Source organism: Sporolactobacillus nakayamae, assembly GCF_900113325.1.
Classification (GTDB): domain Bacteria; phylum Bacillota; class Bacilli; order Bacillales; family Sporolactobacillaceae; genus Sporolactobacillus; species Sporolactobacillus nakayamae.
In genome coordinates, this window is record NZ_FOOY01000011.1 from 51782 (window position 1) to 68587 (window position 16806).

The window sequence follows — 16806 nt, forward strand, 5'->3', positions numbered from 1 at the left end:
ATGGCTGCAACAGAAGGAAAAAAGGAATCACTCAGGCGCGGATTGCTGCCGCGCCACATAATGCTTATGGCTATGGCCGGAATGATCGGCACCGGTATTTTTAAAGGGAGCGGTGATACACTAAACATTGCCGGTCCGAGTGTCACAATCGCGTACTTAGTATGTGGATTAATTTTGTTTATTGTTATGGTCGCGCTTGCGGAGATGGCGATTGCCTATCCGGGATTGAACACCAGCATCTGATGCATAAAGCGTTCGGCTTCCGCACGTCAATCATGATCGGCTGGTTGTACTGGATCAACTGGATGATCGTGACGGTTGTTGAAATCTTGGCCGCAGGCAGTTTTCTTCAGTATTGGTTTCCGCAAATACCTTTGTGGGTGCTTGCCGGACTGTGTGGTCTATTTATCGTTGGCATTAACCTTTTCCAAGTGAGTCTTTATGGTGAATTCGAATTCTGGTTCGCCGGAATTAAAATAGGCGCGATTATTGTATTTATTATTCTTGGGCTGTTGATCCTTTTCGGCATTGTCCCAAGCCCTGCCGATCCGATGAAGAACCTGTTTGGACACGGCGGCTTTTTCCCGCACGGGTTCGGCGGCATGATCTCTGCACTTCTTGTTGTTATTTTCTCATACGGCGGATCGGAACTGATCGGTTTGACGGTAACGGAGGCCAAGGACGTGGAGCATGTTCTGCCGAAGGTCATAAAGAGCGTTGTATCGCGGGTGATCATGTTCTATATTCTGCCGATTATCATTATTTGCGGCATGATGCCGTGGAGCAGTGTTTCAGCGACCGAAAGCAGTCCGTTCGTTCAAGTATTTGAAACGGTTGGTCTGCCGGGCGTGCCGCATCTGATGAACTTTGTGCTGATGACAGCCGTACTTTCGGCAGCGAATTCGGGGATTTACGCGACGACGCGGACGCTGTATGCAATGGCTGAACGCGGTGAGGCGCCGGGCTTTGTGCGCAAACTTTCAAAAAGTGGTGTGCCGCTTGGCGGGATCGCGCTGACGACAAGTTTTCTAGCCGTCGGTGTTGTGCTGGCGTACCTATCGCCAAGCCAAATTATCAATCAATTAATGAGCATTCCAGGGTTTACCATTTGTCTTGTCTGGATCGCCATCTGTGCAGCTGAATTGAAGCTGCGCCCGAGCTATAAACAGCTTCCATTTTTCAAAATGGCCGGATTTCCCTACATGACCATTGTCGGCTTAGTTGCGCTGTCGTTAATCTTCGTAACATTCGTGATCAATGCAGCCAATCTTGTGGGGACGGTGACCTGCCTTGCGATCATGGCAATCTTGATTGCTGTTTCGTTCCTCGTTAAGCCAAATGAGAATTCGCATGAAAGTATGTAAGATTAAGATTTATAAAGATGCTGTAAAGATGCTGTCCTTTATGGGGCAGCATCTTTTTGAGTTAGACCGAATCCATGAAAAATCCACAATGTTACGGAATTCACGGCCTCGTGCAGAAAAAATCTTATTTTTCGCTTTCGCTTATCTGATTTCACTGTAAAATAAAGAGAGAAGATATGCCGCATGAAGGAGCTGCTCATGGAAATTTTTAAAGGAACGATCAATCAATTGGATGCGCTTGTCGATTTGGAACTCGAACTGTGGCCGGGTCATACGCGTAAAGAATTACTGGAGGAAACGCAGACGCTGCTTCAATCTGCTGATCATGTGTTTTACATGATAAAGCAGGAGCGAGCATTCATCGCGTTTATTCATATGTCGCTTCGGAATGACTATGTTGAGGGAGCAGTTGAGAGCCAGGCCGGATATATAGAAGGAATTTACGTGAAGCCTGAATGCAGACGTAATGGCGTCGCGCACAATTTAGTGGAAGCGGCAGAGCTTTGGGCGAAAGCTAAAGGATGCAAACAGCTCGGTTCTGATACAGAGTTGTCAAACCAGGCGGGCTTTGCTTTCCACGTTGGTGCCGGCTTTCGCGAAGCTAATCGAACAATTTCGTTTATTAAAGATCTGTAGTCCAAAGGCGCGCATCATCTCGTGATGACTCGCGCCTTTTGTCATGAGAACGAATTCGGATTCTTCGCAGTGGAACCGGCAAAATAGCTCTGGTGCTGTTGTCTATTCGGTTGCATAGGATTTGCATTCGGCATACCTGCATTTGCGCAGTCTGTCGGAGGACCGAGAATGGTTGACTTGTGAATTGGCGCGACGGTTCGCGTATAGGCCGCCGGATCAATACAATAAGCGCGGTTCATCACCTCTGCAGGTGTGAATCGGAGAAAATCAGAGCCGAAGACAACATCAGGTGTGGGCACGTCAAAAATAGTGAGCAGATGGACATCATCGGTCAATGCGATAATCCAATGAAACCAGCCCTTCGGCAGCATCGAAACTTCGCCGGGACCAATTTGATAACTCATCAGCTTTTGCGTAAAGGGATTGAAAACGGAAGTGATCACAGATCCACGAATCATGAAGATCATTTCAGAAGCGTTCGTGTGCCAATGCGGTTGAATGATGATGCCGCGGGTCATATGAGCATTAAAAAAACCGTTTTTTATTTCCGGAAATTGCGGACCGAACAATTGGCTGATGTAATTGTTCGCGTCACGCTGTTCTGCCATCTTTTTTGTCGAGTCGGCAGACAAGCGGAAAGAAGGATCAGATGGATTTAGTTGCATGTGCGTCATCCTCCATTTTAATGGACTAAACGCTATACCCTATGACAAGGCATGATGGAGGGTTCCTGCACGGGCATGATCAATCCGGCTCGTTTGGCTCAACGTGTACATGCACTTCGAAGACATCATATTTGTCCATCAGCATCGTCTCAACATGTGAGGAAATGCGATGTGCTTCTCTTAAACCCATATCCGGATTCACAACGATGACCAAATCGATAACCGTATTGTTGCCATATTTTCTGCCGCGGATGTCGCGCACGCCTTCAACACCGGCAACTGAATGGACAATCTGATTAAATGAGTTCAAGGTTGAGTCATCAAAACCGTCGGACAAGTAATAGGACGACTCTCTGAAAATATCCCAGGCCGTTTTGCAGATCAGGAAGCCGATCAAAAGAGCGACAACCGAATCAAGCCATGGGAGATGGAGCTGTGCGCCGACAATACCGACGCTCGCGCCGACACTGACCCATGCGTCAGACAGATTGTCTTTAGCGGCCGCCAAAACCGATGCACTTTTTGTTCGTATCGATAATCGTTTATTATACGTATATACCGCAAACATGACTGCAGCGCAAAATAAACCAATCCAGGCAGATACAAGGTCCGGCGTTTCCTCATGACCTGCAACTACTGATTTTGCCCCGTCAAATAAAACTTGAATACCGACAGCCATCATGACAAAGGAAGCAAATAATGAGGCGATTGTTTCACTCTTCCAGTGGCCGTACGGATGGTCACTGTCGGCGGGACGCTGGGAGAGCCGCAAGCCGATCAGCACGGCGACCGACGCAACAATATCGGTCACATTATTAAATCCATCGGCACTCAGCGCTCGCGACCCCATGGTCAAACCGACAAACAATTTCAACGCAGATAAAACGAGATAGGTCACAATACTAATGATCGCGCCGCGCTCGCTCAATTTTAAATTCATGTATTTATCTTGTATCATTACAAACACCTGACTTTCTTTTCGCTGAAGTCATTTACAGGCAGATTTTTCATATAATGATGACAATTTTAACACGATACGGATACGTTACTCAAAAATAAAAAAAAGCGAAGCCATTCAGGGAGGGTCGTTCATGTCCAGTGACTCATTTAATGCCGGTTTTCAGGGCATGCAGATTTTAGTTTATATTGGATTTTTCGTCGTTATTACCGTCATTGTCGCAAGCGCCATAAAGAGAATGGCAACGTGGTCTTCGAATCAGCAAAAACCGCGGCTGCGTGTACATGCCTTGGTTGTGGGGAAACGAACACAGACGTCGGGCGGAAATCAAACCATGGTGTCTACACACTATTATGCCACATTTGAAGTGGAAAGCGGAGATCGGATCGAGTTTCGTCTACACGGTTCTGACTATGGCTATTTGGTTGAAGGAGATCGTGGAATGCTTGATTTTCAAGGAACCATTTTTCAAGGCTTTACCCGTGAATCAAAGAAAGCAGATGTACAGAATCATGATTAATGCATTATGTTTGGAAAATTTGTGTCAGTCAATTAATTTAGCTTGACTTCACGAACTGTTTATCGGAAACTTATGGGGCACCACATTTTCGGCATCTTCCATAGGGCGGATGCGAAAAAAAGAATGGGAGTTGAGTAGAGATGAGTAAGAGCACGAGTGTAGTAACAGAGGCAGGAACATTTGGTGAATTCGGCGGGAGCTATGTCCCGGAAGAGCTGCAGAGGGTCTTGGCGAAAATTGCTGAGGCATTCGACAGGTACAAGGATGATCCTGAGTTTAACAAAGAGCTGCGTTATTATTTGAAAGACTATGTGGGGCGCGAAAATCCACTGACGTTTGCGAAGAATCTGACGGAACAAGCGGGCGGCGCGAAAATCTATCTGAAAAGAGAAGATTTGAACCACACTGGCGCGCACAAGATTAATAATACCATCGGACAAATTCTGCTTGCGAAGCGCATGGGCGCCAAGCGGATCATTGCCGAAACCGGCGCGGGTCAGCATGGTGTCGCGACCGCGACTGTAGCCGCTCTGTTTGGACTGCCGTGCACGATTTACATGGGAAAATATGATACGGAACGCCAAGCATTGAACGTCTTCAGGATGGAATTGCTTGGCGCTAAAGTCGTTCCGGTGGAAAAAGGGCAAGGACGCCTGAAAGACGCGGTCGACGAAGCACTTGGCGACCTCGTGCAGAATCACGAGACGACATACTATTTACTGGGCTCGGCCGTCGGACCGCATCCTTATCCGACGATGGTTCACCATTTCCAATCCGTGATCAGTGAGGAATCGAAGCGTCAGATTCTAGAAAAAGAAGGCAAACTACCGGCTGCGGTTGTTGCCTGTGTCGGAGGAGGCAGCAACGCGATCGGGGCGTTCGCGCATTACATTGACGAACCGAGCGTTCGCCTTGTCGGGGTTGAGCCGGTCGAGGCGGCAAGTATTGCTGAAGGCGTACCCGCGGTTATCCATGGGTTCAAATGCTACGCATTGGTCGACGAAAACAATAATCCGAAACCAACCTATTCCATTGCCGCAGGCTTGGACTATCCGGGCGTCGGACCAGAGCACAGCTACCTGAAGGCATCCGGACGCGGCGAATACGTGACGGTAACCGGTCAGGAAGCGCTTGACGCATTCTTGAATCTTTCTAAAGTTGAAGGAATCATTCCGGCACTGGAAAGCGCGCATGCAGTTGCTTACGCAATGAAGCTGGCAAAGACGCTGCCGAAGGACGAAAGCATCATTGTCAACCTTTCCGGGCGCGGCGACAAAGATGTGAAGCAAGTATATGAGATGTTGCAGAAAAAATGAGAATGACGATGCAATCTGAAAAATAGATGTGTGAAACAAAGAAGGCGGCTTGGCATTTAAAATGCTTAAGCCGCCTTTTTTAAACAGGTAAAGAACGTTTATCGTTTGGCCTTGCTGGGACGACGTCATAAAATTCCGCTGGACGATCAGGTAAGCGTCAAATCTGAGAAATAGGCGGAGAAATTCCGCCTAATTCGAAAATGAAGGAGAAAATAGCTTAAATAGACGGAGAAATTCCGCCTATCGAATCAAAAAACGTGAAAATGACGGGTTTTGCAGTGCATAACCGGAAAAATTCCGCTTATTTACCTGTGAACCAAGCGCCAGGATGCATATAACCGGAAAATCTCCGCTTATTTTACCCGGTTTTTCTTAAGCTTTATTTGTGAATGGCTTTAGCGATTGCTTCTAGTTCATCAACAACAGCGTGAATCGGCTTTCGCGTATCGATTTCCGCTGTTGCCCCTGCGCGAAGAAGTGGTACAACTGCGGCAAAATCACTTATAATCCGCATGCGATCTTCTGCCGTTTTTCCAAAGGGATTGTTTTTGCGCATCCTGACACGCTCAAGGATCGTTTCGAGCGGCGCGGACAGGAGTACAATTGCATCGAATTGAGGGTAAAACTTGACCTGATTGGTGACGCAGCCGGAGAGGAACAATGTACCTTCATCATGCTTGGCAAGAAGTTCGCCTATACGTTTCTCATGCCATAGTTGTTCAAAGCCTTGACCATTCGAAAGCGGCACGTCCTCGCCCCAATTGCCATAATCCGTATCGACAACTTTATAGCCTCTGCGCGCAAGTCCATCTAGTGTGGATGACTTTCCGACACCGGACATGCCGGTGATGAAGATGACGGCTTTTTTTAGATGATCGTTCATACAGAAATCTCCTTTGGCAATCCATAAGGTTTAGTTGGATACTTTAACAGAGAATGCGTAATAGGAATTTCCACGTACCCATTTTGCGTGAAGGAGAATAACATAGCTTCCTGCTTTTCTCGGCAAAGCGAGCTGATTTTGTCGAATTGGCAGTTCCGTTCCTTCTTTTTCATTGCGCCAAATGTGTGCTGTAAGTTTCGGATGCGATTGATCGGAGAACGAGATAATCGCTTTATCGCCGGTGGTGACCGGCTGAGTCTCCATCCGTTTTGCAATTTTCGATGGAGAACTGGCATCGGCAACAACCGCGTTATGATAGAAAAATCCATACCGCCACTCATACGTGCCCTTTCCCGTTTCTACTTGTGAGTGATTCACCTTGACCATAGCATCTGGCGGTTCTTGTTCCGATGAACATCCGGTCATTGTAAGCAGCAGTAGACATAAAAGCAGAAATCCGATCTTATTCATCAGCCTCTCTCCAATGCTTTTCCACCATTTTAACCCATATGCCCCGCTAATGAATGATACAATAGAAAAAAATGAGAGGATGCATCCAATGTTTCTTCATAAGGTTGATAGTGAGGTTTCGACTCGCTAGGAAATGGATTACCTATTAGGGAGGAATTATAATGCTTGGCCGATTCGACAGAGAACTTCAAGAAATCAAAGAGCAGGTGAAGGACAAACGAAAATGGGAAGATCAGCTTGGCCGTTTGCAGGATGAAGCAGAGCAGCAGGAAGTGAAGCTGACTATGCTGAGATCCATGCGTAACAAGGAACAAAGGGATGTTGACCGCATGGAGTCGTTCAGCGTGCCCGCTATTCTATATTCAATAATCGGGCGGAAGCTGGAAAAAATCGATAAAGAGAAGCAGGAAGCAATTACGGCTGAACTGAAATACCAAGAAGCTTGTCGCGCTGCAGAGGATATGAAAAAAGAACTGGCTGAACTGCAAAACCAGTTATTGTCTGTGCAAAATGCGGATCAGGAGTACACGGAGTGGATGCAGAGAAAAGAACGACTCATTCATGACGCCCAATCGCCGCTCAGTGAAGAACTCTACGCATTGATGGATGAAGAAGCGGATCTTCGCGCGAATCTCAAGGAGTATAGTGAAGCGTTCACGGCAGGCGCGCAGGCACGCAACGCACTTGAACGCGCGCTGAAATCATTGGGGTCTGCGGAAGGTTGGTCGAACTGGGATATGTTCGGTGGCGGCTTTCTTTCAACAGCGATAAAACACGAAAAGATGGACGATGCCCATGGCGATATTCATGAAGCGCAACAAGCGTTGCGACAATTTCAGAATGAATTGAGCGATATTACCGATGCCGCGTTAACCGATCTTGAAAACGATCAGCTTCTGAACTTCGCTGACTACTTTTTTGATAACATTGTGACCGATTGGATGGTACACAGCAAGATTCAAAACTCAGAGTCGCAGACGAGAAAGATTCTGCAGCAAACCAACGAGCTCCTAGGCAAACTGGATGAGGAAATCACTGAGCTTAAGCAGCAGCGTGATACGGTTGTTCAGAAAAGGGCGGCACTGATCGAATCGGGGCAGTAATTCAGCCGGATATCGGCCTGTTTCGCAGATTAAACGGTCTGTTCTCGGATTTTATCGGTCTGTTTCGAATTTTTATCGGTCTGTTTTCGGAAAATATCGGTCTCTTTCGAAAAGTGTCGCAAAAAAAAACTGCGCAAACGAATTCACGCAGTTTTCTTCTATAATAAAGGTTAGTTTTTCCACTCGACGACGTCCTCAATCGGCTGTCTGACTTTGGGACGTGGATCCTTGGCGCGATAACCGAAGGCAACCATACAGGCGATACCGAAATCATTGCCTTTGATGATTCCCTCGTCCAGAAGTACTTTTTCAACCTGTTCTTTATTGAAGCCTTCCATCGGGCAGGAATCAATACCGATTTCCGCCGCCGCGGTCATCATATTTCCAAGTGCTATATAGCTTTGACGGCAGCCCCATTCAAAGAAGACGCGCTCATTGCTGGTTAGATCAAAATCAACTTTTTGAAAATTATCAATGGCACTCGTCATCATCGTTGCGACGTCCTCAGGACATTTCTGCACGTCATTGATCATGTGCTGCACATGCGCGGAGTGCGCACTCAGTCCAAATTGCAACCGAGATAAAATCAGTACAAAATGGCTCGCGGTTTTCAACTTTTCAGTGGCGCCCCATGATGCCGGAGCGAGCTTGGCGCGCAGATCTTTATTCTGGACGACAACAAACTTCCAAGGCTCAAGACCAAATGAACTTGGCGACATATGGCCGGTTTCCAGAATGAACTGAAAGTCATCATCGCTGATTTTCTTTGCAGGATCGAATTGCTTGCACGCGTGTCTGAATTGAAATGCCGACAGAATTTGTTGCTTAATTTGTTCCTTGTCCATAATCTGATTCATGACTCATTCCTCTTCCTTTATTGATGTGGCCGCCAATCAAGGCGCGTGCCTAGGAGGGCGCCTCGTCCGGTTACGGTCAGAAGCAATAATCATGCTAACAGAGATTATTATAGTCTACGGTTTTAAAAATAGTAACTAAGTCGGCTTACTTGTCCCATAGGACATGCAGACTGAGGTTGTCCGACGGGATATTCCCGCTGATTTTTCCCACACTATAACGAACAGGAAAAACTGGAGGAAGCACTATGTATACAGATCTAATTGGGAAAAAAGCTGTTGTCACGGGAGGATCAAAAGGAATCGGCAACGCGATTTCACGCGCAAGCGGAACGGACCGTTGATGAGTTAAATACCCGGAATTTTCGGAAGGAAATGGTTGATACTTCGATAAAAAGTTAGGAGGAATGGTTCATGAATGAGAGAAACAGCGAACTTTTTAAAGACAAGCCTTGGTTGAGCTGGGCAATGGAGCTGCAAGCCCTGGCGCAGACAGGCCTCGCCTATTCAAAGGATCGCTTTGATCAGGAACGATTCATGCGCATACGCGAAATTGCGGCGGAAATGCTGAGTCTGAAAACCGGTTTCTCCCCTGACCATGTCAAAGAAATCTTCTGTAATGAAACCGGCTATCAAACGCCGAAGCTTGATACGCGCGCGGCGATTTTCCAGCATGACCGGATTCTGCTCGTTAGGGAAACCAACGGCACATGGTCGCTGCCCGGAGGATGGGTCGATGTGGACCAATCGATAAAATCGAATACGATCAAGGAAGTAAAGGAGGAATCCGGTCTTGATGTTGTTCCGATCAGGCTTATTGCCGTTCAAGACCGCAATGTCCATAATCTGCCGGTGTACGCCTATGGTGTGTGCAAGGTATTTGTGCTCTGTACGCTGATCGGCGGACAATTTAAGAAAAACAACGAGACAACTGAGACCGGATACTTTGGCATCGACGAACTGCCGCCGCTTGCTGAGGAAAAGAATACTGCGGAACAAATCAAGATGTGCTTTAAAGCGGCAAGCGATAAAAATTGGGTTGCGGCGTTCGATTGAGTACGTGCTACTTTTTCTTCATGCCTTTAATCATTTCAGAACCAATCGCGCCAACGACTAAAATGATCAGAGAAATCACGCTGTAATCTCTGAAAAAGCTTGTAAACGGAACATCCATTAACCGAAAAATCAGTGTAAGTAACCGACCGAAAAGCAGAATAATACCGATAAAAAACAACCAGTTAAAGAGCTTTTCAAAAAAAGTCATTTGTTTTCCTCCTCGTATCAATTGGATTAACTCACGACAATACGTTTCACAATTCGTTTTGTATTTGCTGAGCCGGTCAACACGTATGCGCCCAATCGCACCGCTGATTGACGCCGTCCATTGTTTGGTGGGAAAGTTCGCTTGATGCCGCGCATATAATACGTCAAAAGCTTTCTGGTCCATGCAGGTCCGCAAAGTCGATCCCTCAAAATTGAACGTGACGCATCGAATACTTTTTTGATTCGTTCTCTCTATATAAAAGATTGACAGATCATTAGCATTGGCGCAACAAATTGAATAAGAAACTATGATAAAATAAATGAAAAAGAAAAACTGAATGGGAAGAGGGGATGCTGATGGAAAGCGATGCATTGATGGAACGAGTGCTGCCTCTGGAAGGCGTGTACAATTTCCGCGACATGGGTGGAATCAAGACCAAGGACGGACGGAAGGTAAAGAAAGGACTCCTTTTTCGTTCGGCGGAACTAACCGGAATGACGAATGAAGATAAAAAAAATCTAAAGCCTTTGAATCTCAAACTCATCTACGATTACCGTGATAAAGCGGAAGCTATCGTTAAGCCGGATCCGCAAATCGGAAACGAACGGCATGAACGGATTGCGGTAAATGGTGAAGATAAATCGACCGCCAAAGATGAATGGGATCCGGCGACTTTTTATAAAACGTTTACGCGTGATAAATTTGCGCAGGTCTACAGGGAAATGCCGATTCAGAACGGCTCATATAAACGGTTGATGCACTTGTTTAAGAAGCCTGAGGAAAATCTGCCGGTGCTCCACCACTGCGCCGGCGGCCGAGACCGGACCGGTGTCGGCGCGATGCTGCTGCTTCGTACCTTGGGCGTAACCTTCGAAACAATTATGGAGGATTACCTACTCTCAAATAAAACCTTGGTTGCTTATCATCAGGAAACGTTTGCCGAAGCGGCGCAGTACGTGTCTGGAGCACAACTGAAAAACTTTGAAGAAGGCTTCTTGTTGCACGAACAGTATCTGGACGCCTCGATCAGCTCCATTTTCGGCAACTACGGAAAGTTCGGCAAGTACCTGGAACGAGAGTTCGGCGTCACGCGTTCCGATCGTGAGCGAATTAAGGATTTTTGCTTAGAATAATTTTTTGAAAAAGGCGGCTTGATGGAAGCCGTCTTTTCCTATCGATTGTGAATTTTGAAGAAAAAGAGGATATGCTTGAACTAGGCATAGTAAAAGAACGTTGGCTATTTATTATGGACAAAAAAATGATTGATTCTAGAAACAAAGAGATCCTTCGAATGGTTGAAGAATATCCGGATGGAACGATTAAAGTCGTTAATGAGGCTTAAATTTATGTGCACAATGTACGTATTTGCCGGAAATAACGGAAGCGGTAAAAGTACTTTTCGAAGCCTAATTTTGGATAAAATTGATTCCCAATTCGTACGGATCGGTTGGACGATCAGGAGAGTGCCCAATCTGAGAAATAGACGGAGAAATTCCGCTTAATTAGAAAATGAACGAAAAAATAGCTTAAATAGGCGGAAAAATTCCGCTTATCGAATCGAAAAACGTGAAAATGGAGGTTTTTTCTGTGCATAAGCGGAAAAATTACCCTTATTTAGCTGTGAAACAAGTGCTACGATGCATATAAACGGAAAATTTACGTTTAGTTACTCTCGCCCGATTTAATTAAAGACCAATAAGACGGATGAGCCCCCTTCTTTTTTTCCAAGAACGCCGACTACAGTAGCGATCATAGAAAATGGAAAAATCGTTTCCCAACATAATAATGCAGTACCAATATGGATGATCGAGTATTTTCAGGGAAAAGAAAATGAATGATAAATTGAGCAGCATGCTACATCGTATGGAGCTGTTTTTCGTATGCCTTACATTATTGAAAGTATTACATGAATAGGTTGTTGACGGATTCCAAATGGTATACTTAAGGTAACATGAACTAAAGGAGAGAAAAGCCAATGACACTGTGGATTATTATTGCTATCCTAGCCATTATCGTGATTTATTTTATTGCGCAATACAACGGTTTGGTCAAGCTGCGCAATTGGGTGCAGGAATCGTTCAGCCAGATCGATGTGCAACTGAAAAGGCGCCATGATTTGATCCCGAATCTCGTTGAAACGGTTAAGGGCTATGCGAAGCACGAAAAAGAAACACTGAATCAGGTGATTGAAGCACGCAACGGCCTGATCAGCGGCACACCGCAGCAGCGAATCGAAGCGGACAACCAGATCGAAGGCGCGCTGAAATCGATTTTCGCACTTGCAGAGTCTTATCCGGATCTGAAAGCGAACCAAAATTTCTTGCAGCTTCAGGAAGAACTGGCGACAACAGAGAACAAGGTTGCTTATTCGCGCCAGCTGTACAACAAAACGGTCAAGGACTACAACATCAAGCGTGAATCATTCCCATCGAACATTATCGCAGGAATGTTCAATTTTAAAAGAGAAGAGCTGCTCACAATCCCTGAGGCTGAACGCGACGTGCCTAAGGTTACCTTTTAACGGAGGCCGCGCATGCTCTATCAACAAATCCAGCAAAATAAGCGAAAAACGTTCGTGCTGCTCACCTTTTTCTGTCTGCTCGTTCTCGTGATCGGCTGGGCGGTCGGCTATTTTTTGAACGGGGACATGCTGTCCGGGCCGATCATCGCCGCGGTGGTACTCGCATTCTATGTACCGATCACATTTGCCAGTGCGCGCGCGCAAGTCCTGAGCATGGCAGGCGCGCATGAGATTAAGAAAAGCGACAATCCAATGGTTTTTAACGTGGTCGAGGAACTGGCGCTCGCGGCGAATGTTCCGATGCCGAAAATCTACATTGTCAATGATCCGTCACCGAACGCGTTTGCGACCGGTATGAAACCGGAGTCGAGCGTGATCGCGTTCACGAGTGGCTTGCTCGAACGCCTCAACCGTGAGGAAATTGCTGCAGTTACCGCACACGAATTTTCTCACATTCGAAATTACGACATTCGACTGATGACACTCTGTATCGCGCTTGTCGGCGTGATCGTTGTTGTCGCAGACATTGGCCAGCGCATGTTCTTTTGGGGCGGCGGTCGGAACAATAAGCGAAACAATGAAAAATCGAATCCGATTTTCATGGTGATCGCGCTCGTACTGATTATTCTTGCACCGCTCGTTGCGCAGTTCGTTCAGCTCGCGGTATCGCGTAACCGAGAATATTTGGCCGATGCGTCAGCGGTTGAATTGACTCGTGATCCACAGGGCTTGATCAATGCGCTGACCAAGATCAGCAGCGACGACAAAGGTATGAAGCATGTGAAAGACGCGACTGCTTCAATGTATATTTCCAATCCGTTTGGCAAGAAACACAAGAAAACCAATTGGTTCGCGACTCACCCGTCGACCGAGAGCAGGATCGAACGGCTCAAAGCGATGTGAGAAATAAGCCAGTCCCCTCGAAGAAAGTCAACGAGGGGGCTTTTTGTTTGCTCAAAATGTGCCGGACAACACAATAATATGCGAGAAAATCAGTTCAATGCACGAAAATCAAAGCCCAATGTACGAAACTAAGCCTGTGGTGGAGTCCCATGCACGAAAAGGTTGGCTCAATGCACGAAAGTCATCGTTCAATGCACGAAAATCAAAGCCCAATGCACGAAACCGTGCCAGTATCGGGGGCGGGCGCAACAAAATAAAAAATGCGCCGGTAACTGGGTCGGCGCATTTCATCTTATAATTGCTTTATCTGTAATTTTCTTTCCTTGCTCCATATGAATGATACGGGTGCAGGTAGACGCGATAAATTCCTGATCATGGCTGATCACAAGTATCGCTTTTCCGCGGGCGGCGAGCACGCGCAGACGCTCAGCGAGTAGACGCATCGTTTCACCGTCAAGTCCACTGGTCGGCTCATCAAGTATTAGAATTGAGGAATCCATACTTTCAGCGACGGCTAGAAGCAAGCGCTGTTTTTGACCACCGGAAAGTGTCGATGGATGAGACGCTTTGAATGGAGCCAGTCCGTACGATGCGAGTATTGATTCAGCCTTTTCTGGCTTTTTGGCGTTGAGCCGTACTTCCTCAAGTGCGCTCTCGGCGAACAGCTGGCTGTCAGTATGCTGCATGACAAAAAAGATCTGCTTTCTCCGTTGGTTGCGGTCATTCATACGATTTCGGAACCAAATGTTTCCCGTTTTTTGTTTAAGCAGTCCGCACACTAGTTTCGCCAACGTGGTTTTCCCCGCGCCATTTGGCCCTCTTAGTGCGATAATTTCACCTTTGCCAATCTGCAGGCAGAAGTCGTGAATCACGGGAACGTTCTTATAGGAAAAATTGAGCCGATCGATAGTGATGACCGTTTCTTTTTCCTGGATTTCTTCAGACACACGGATCCTGGGCAAGCGGGCGAACCGCAAACCAAGCTGTTCCAGTTTGGCAGGCTCGGCAGCGCGCAATTCGGCAGAAGAAAAGTGACGCGTGAGCTGCCCGTTCTCCATATATAGGATACGATCAGCAAGATGAGTCAGGTAGAAGAGCCGATGTTCGGCAATAATAATGGTTTTCCCCTCGTTCTTCAGCACGCTGATCAACTGGCTCAATCGTTCCACCGCGGCCGAATCAAGATTCGCGGATGGCTCGTCGAATACATAAACATCCGGATTGACTGCATAAATGCTGGCAATCGCGAGGCACTGTTGCTGACCGCTCGAAAGATGGAACAGGCTTTTGTCGAGCAACTGTGAACTGCTGGATTTCTCTGCGGCAATGGAAATGCGTTTCATCATTTCATGGCGAGGCATGCCATAATTTTCACAGCCGAACGCAATTTCATCAGCTGCTTTTTCCGCAAAGAACTGACTGCTCGGATCCTGAAGTACGGCGCCAACTCGTCGGCCAATTGACCAAAACGGAAAGTCGCGTTGGTCGACACCATTAATAATGACGCGTCCGCTCAGGCTGCCGTTATAAAAATGTGTCGCCAAACCATTAATCAAACGTGTAATGGTCGTTTTCCCGCAGCCGCTTTTGCCGGTAATGACGACGCATTCCCCTTTATCTACGGAAAGACTTAGATCATGAATGACCGGTAAACCATCCCCATTGTAGGAAAAAGTGACCTTTTCCAGTTGAATCATAGGATCACCCACCTGTCGAAATACAGGCAAATAGCCGTTAAACCAACCGACATGAGGATAAGAACACCATCCATTGTGCGAAAACGAATGTCACGGAGGCAGCTATGCGTTCCGGGATTTGCGATGCCCCGCAATTCCGCCGATGCAGCTAAATCATCGGAAATCGCGGCGCTACGCGTAATGACGGGTATGAGTATATATTCAAACGCGCGCATTGGATGAGCAAAGGAAAGCAGCCCGCGCATACGTAACGCGGAGAATACGGTACGGAACTCACCCCGAACTGTTGGCGCAAAGCGCAGCATGAAGGTGATCGGCAATGCGAGCGCGGCCGGAAACCCCATTTTCATAAATGCCGCAGTCACTTCGCTCGGCGGCATGCGCACCATCGCATACGCTGCCATCATCACAAGTGAGATTCTTAATAGCGCAAAGAGCAGAACGTCCGGCAGAAAAACAGTTACGCCGCCGGATCCCGTTAAGGTGCGCAGGAATGCGATCAGAACTCCGGCAAAAAAGTAAAAAACGCCTGCACGATAAAAACCTTGCATCCATAAGTACATCAGCATGAACACCAGTGCAATGCATATCGAAACATCATGCGTCAGCAAGGCTGAGAGCAGAAACATCAGCGCAAAAACGGCCAGTTTTGCCCGGAAATCCACATGAAGTGCGGTAAGGTTCATCGCAAAAGGCCACTTTTAACAAAGTGTTTCTTCATCAGTTTTGCAGAGACATAGCCGCCAAGAACAGCACCGATTGCGGTCAGCACCAAGATGAGCAGCACCCATGGCGCGGAGTAATAGAAATGGGCTACCTGATTAAAGTGTTCTTTGCTGACACCGGATGCAAGATATTGTTTCGAAAAAAACCAGATGTCGATCATACCGTTGGTCGCACGGAATAGCGAGCAGATGATCCAACTGATCGTGATCCAAATGAAATTTTTGTAGGCATTCGGGCGGCTCATCGCGAGTTCACCGAGAATGGCGGACAGCACAAACCACGCGGCAAGATAAGGTGTGCCGCTGATCAAGTAGAGAACGGCCATGATTAGACAATAAACGAGCACGGTGCCTCGCTTATGTACCTTAAGAAGCATAAATGTGAAGAGCGGTGCGGAAAGAAAGGCAATCAGCGGGCTGCTGATGAAGAGAGAAAAATAGAGAACGGACATTGCCGGTATCGCTACGGCAATTGCTAATATAATCATAAGTACGCTGAAAATCCCGATTGTCGCCAGATTGCGGACCGACAATCGTTTTGATTCTGAACTTAATTTTGATGAATACATAATAATTCCTCATTTCGACATGGATTTGTTACAAAATAGACAAAAATACAAGCAATCATATCGTAGCACAGCCAATCAATTTGAAAAGGGAATCCAATGAAATGTATGATATTTGTCACATTTTCATAATGAAAACGCCTTCATATGGACATGATTAGCCCAATTTACAGATAAAATGGGAACAACTGGGACACAATTTTGACAAAAATAAGTTTTCAAAAAATTATTGACAAAAAGAGGTAAAACCGAGTTTCATACACAAACAGAGTGATGAGCCAAGTTCATGCACGGAAATAGTGGATCAATGCACGAAACAGGAGACTCAATGCACGAAAATCAAGATCCAATGCACGAAAA

18 protein-coding genes and 1 pseudogene are annotated in these 16806 nt (G+C 46.6%); 10 read left to right on the forward strand and 9 right to left on the reverse strand.

Annotation, left to right across the window (positions count from 1 at the left end; translation table 11 throughout):
- Together BM003_RS08840 and aac(6') are read left to right on the forward strand one after the other, a co-directional pair.
- A pseudogene (locus tag BM003_RS08840) lies at positions 1–1364 on the forward strand (amino acid permease).
- A gap of 198 nt (positions 1365–1562) precedes the next feature.
- A complete protein-coding gene (aac(6'), locus tag BM003_RS08845) occupies positions 1563–2000 on the forward strand; it encodes an aminoglycoside 6'-N-acetyltransferase (protein WP_177184724.1) in 438 nt (145 codons plus the stop codon).
- A 41-nt stretch (positions 2001–2041) separates the two neighbouring features.
- On the opposite strand, the gene BM003_RS08850 is transcribed toward aac(6'), so the two are convergent.
- Together BM003_RS08850 and BM003_RS08855 are read right to left on the reverse strand one after the other, a co-directional pair.
- Positions 2042–2665 carry a cupin domain-containing protein gene (locus BM003_RS08850; protein WP_093672228.1) on the reverse strand — a complete coding sequence of 208 codons (624 nt, stop codon included), beginning with the start codon at positions 2663–2665 and terminating at the stop codon, positions 2042–2044.
- Between the two features lie 79 nt (positions 2666–2744).
- Entirely contained in the window at positions 2745–3623 is an 879-nt protein-coding gene (locus BM003_RS08855) for a cation diffusion facilitator family transporter (protein WP_093672230.1), read from the reverse strand.
- Between the two features lie 133 nt (positions 3624–3756).
- Between BM003_RS08855 and BM003_RS08860 the strand changes: the two genes are divergently transcribed.
- Both BM003_RS08860 and trpB read left to right on the forward strand, forming a co-directional pair.
- Positions 3757–4143: a DUF2500 domain-containing protein gene (locus tag BM003_RS08860; protein WP_218143235.1), complete on the forward strand. Its 387-nt coding sequence runs from the start codon at positions 3757–3759 to the stop codon at positions 4141–4143.
- Positions 4144–4283: 140 nt separating this feature from the next.
- A complete protein-coding gene (gene trpB / locus BM003_RS08865; RefSeq protein ID WP_093672232.1) occupies positions 4284–5459 on the forward strand; it encodes a tryptophan synthase subunit beta in 1176 nt (391 codons plus the stop codon).
- 379 nt (positions 5460–5838) lie between these two features.
- Here trpB and BM003_RS08870 read toward each other — a convergent pair whose 3' ends face one another.
- Positions 5839–6342: an AAA family ATPase gene (locus tag BM003_RS08870; RefSeq protein WP_218143236.1), complete on the reverse strand. Its 504-nt coding sequence runs from the start codon at positions 6340–6342 to the stop codon at positions 5839–5841.
- A 30-nt stretch (positions 6343–6372) separates the two neighbouring features.
- Positions 6373–6813 (reverse strand): hypothetical protein, encoded by a 441-nt coding sequence (locus BM003_RS08875; protein ID WP_093672234.1) that lies wholly within the window; start codon positions 6811–6813, stop codon positions 6373–6375.
- A gap of 161 nt (positions 6814–6974) precedes the next feature.
- On the opposite strand from BM003_RS08875, the gene BM003_RS08880 reads away from it, so the two are divergent.
- Positions 6975–7916 (forward strand): hypothetical protein, encoded by a 942-nt coding sequence (locus BM003_RS08880; RefSeq protein WP_093672236.1) that lies wholly within the window; start codon positions 6975–6977, stop codon positions 7914–7916.
- Positions 7917–8086: 170 nt separating this feature from the next.
- Here BM003_RS08880 and BM003_RS08885 read toward each other — a convergent pair whose 3' ends face one another.
- Positions 8087–8773, reverse strand: coding sequence for an NAD(P)H-dependent oxidoreductase (locus BM003_RS08885; protein WP_093672238.1), 687 nt, complete (start codon positions 8771–8773; stop codon positions 8087–8089).
- A gap of 411 nt (positions 8774–9184) precedes the next feature.
- Here BM003_RS08885 and BM003_RS08890 point away from each other — a divergent pair, with 411 nt between their 5' ends.
- The gene (locus BM003_RS08890; RefSeq protein WP_093672240.1) at positions 9185–9826 is read left to right on the forward strand and encodes an NUDIX hydrolase N-terminal domain-containing protein; all 642 of its coding nucleotides are present in this window, start codon (positions 9185–9187) and stop codon (positions 9824–9826) included.
- 7 nt (positions 9827–9833) lie between these two features.
- Here BM003_RS08890 and BM003_RS08895 read toward each other — a convergent pair whose 3' ends face one another.
- Entirely contained in the window at positions 9834–10034 is a 201-nt protein-coding gene (locus BM003_RS08895) for a hypothetical protein (RefSeq protein ID WP_093672356.1), read from the reverse strand.
- A gap of 356 nt (positions 10035–10390) precedes the next feature.
- Here BM003_RS08895 and BM003_RS08900 point away from each other — a divergent pair, with 356 nt between their 5' ends.
- From BM003_RS08900 to htpX, 4 genes are all read left to right on the forward strand, one after another.
- Positions 10391–11167, forward strand: a complete 777-nt coding sequence (locus BM003_RS08900; protein ID WP_093672242.1) for a tyrosine-protein phosphatase — start codon at positions 10391–10393, stop codon at positions 11165–11167.
- 71 nt (positions 11168–11238) lie between these two features.
- A complete protein-coding gene (locus BM003_RS17625; protein WP_177184725.1) occupies positions 11239–11376 on the forward strand; it encodes a hypothetical protein in 138 nt (45 codons plus the stop codon).
- A 633-nt stretch (positions 11377–12009) separates the two neighbouring features.
- The gene (locus tag BM003_RS08905) at positions 12010–12555 is read left to right on the forward strand and encodes a LemA family protein (RefSeq protein WP_093672244.1); all 546 of its coding nucleotides are present in this window, start codon (positions 12010–12012) and stop codon (positions 12553–12555) included.
- Positions 12556–12567: 12 nt separating this feature from the next.
- Positions 12568–13458: a zinc metalloprotease HtpX gene (gene htpX, locus BM003_RS08910; RefSeq protein ID WP_093672246.1), complete on the forward strand. Its 891-nt coding sequence runs from the start codon at positions 12568–12570 to the stop codon at positions 13456–13458.
- 287 nt (positions 13459–13745) lie between these two features.
- On the opposite strand, the gene BM003_RS08920 is transcribed toward htpX, so the two are convergent.
- From BM003_RS08920 to BM003_RS08930, 3 genes are read right to left on the reverse strand one after another with little or no spacing between them, the layout of a single operon-like run.
- On the reverse strand, positions 13746–15155 hold the full coding sequence (locus BM003_RS08920; RefSeq protein WP_093672250.1) for an ABC transporter ATP-binding protein: 1410 nt from the start codon (positions 15153–15155) through the stop codon (positions 13746–13748).
- Positions 15152–15841, reverse strand: a complete 690-nt coding sequence (locus BM003_RS08925; RefSeq protein WP_093672252.1) for an energy-coupling factor transporter transmembrane component T family protein — start codon at positions 15839–15841, stop codon at positions 15152–15154. Before BM003_RS08925 ends, BM003_RS08920 begins: the two co-directional genes overlap by 4 nt.
- On the reverse strand, positions 15838–16449 hold the full coding sequence (locus BM003_RS08930) for an MptD family putative ECF transporter S component (protein ID WP_093672254.1): 612 nt from the start codon (positions 16447–16449) through the stop codon (positions 15838–15840). Before BM003_RS08930 ends, BM003_RS08925 begins: the two co-directional genes overlap by 4 nt.
- Positions 16450–16806: the final 357 nt, after the last annotated feature.

Bases quoted from the DNA above. Each gene is read 5' to 3' on its own strand.
- BM003_RS08850 (WP_093672228.1), bottom strand. From the start codon at position 2,665: ATGCAACTAAATCCATCTGATCCTTCTTTCCGCTTGTCTGCCGACTCG.
- BM003_RS08855 (WP_093672230.1), bottom strand. From the start codon at position 3,623: ATGATACAAGATAAATACATGAATTTAAAATTGAGCGAGCGCGGCGCG.
- BM003_RS08860 (WP_218143235.1), top strand. From the start codon at position 3,757: ATGTCCAGTGACTCATTTAATGCCGGTTTTCAGGGCATGCAGATTTTA.
- trpB (WP_093672232.1), top strand. From the start codon at position 4,284: ATGAGTAAGAGCACGAGTGTAGTAACAGAGGCAGGAACATTTGGTGAA.
- BM003_RS08870 (WP_218143236.1), bottom strand. From the start codon at position 6,342: ATGAACGATCATCTAAAAAAAGCCGTCATCTTCATCACCGGCATGTCC.
- BM003_RS08875 (WP_093672234.1), bottom strand. From the start codon at position 6,813: ATGAATAAGATCGGATTTCTGCTTTTATGTCTACTGCTGCTTACAATG.
- BM003_RS08880 (WP_093672236.1), top strand. From the start codon at position 6,975: ATGCTTGGCCGATTCGACAGAGAACTTCAAGAAATCAAAGAGCAGGTG.
- BM003_RS08885 (WP_093672238.1), bottom strand. From the start codon at position 8,773: ATGAATCAGATTATGGACAAGGAACAAATTAAGCAACAAATTCTGTCG.
- BM003_RS08890 (WP_093672240.1), top strand. From the start codon at position 9,185: ATGAATGAGAGAAACAGCGAACTTTTTAAAGACAAGCCTTGGTTGAGC.
- BM003_RS08895 (WP_093672356.1), bottom strand. From the start codon at position 10,034: ATGACTTTTTTTGAAAAGCTCTTTAACTGGTTGTTTTTTATCGGTATT.
- BM003_RS08900 (WP_093672242.1), top strand. From the start codon at position 10,391: ATGGAAAGCGATGCATTGATGGAACGAGTGCTGCCTCTGGAAGGCGTG.
- BM003_RS17625 (WP_177184725.1), top strand. From the start codon at position 11,239: ATGCTTGAACTAGGCATAGTAAAAGAACGTTGGCTATTTATTATGGAC.
- BM003_RS08905 (WP_093672244.1), top strand. From the start codon at position 12,010: ATGACACTGTGGATTATTATTGCTATCCTAGCCATTATCGTGATTTAT.
- htpX (WP_093672246.1), top strand. From the start codon at position 12,568: ATGCTCTATCAACAAATCCAGCAAAATAAGCGAAAAACGTTCGTGCTG.
- BM003_RS08920 (WP_093672250.1), bottom strand. From the start codon at position 15,155: ATGATTCAACTGGAAAAGGTCACTTTTTCCTACAATGGGGATGGTTTA.
- BM003_RS08925 (WP_093672252.1), bottom strand. From the start codon at position 15,841: ATGAACCTTACCGCACTTCATGTGGATTTCCGGGCAAAACTGGCCGTT.
- BM003_RS08930 (WP_093672254.1), bottom strand. From the start codon at position 16,449: ATGTATTCATCAAAATTAAGTTCAGAATCAAAACGATTGTCGGTCCGC.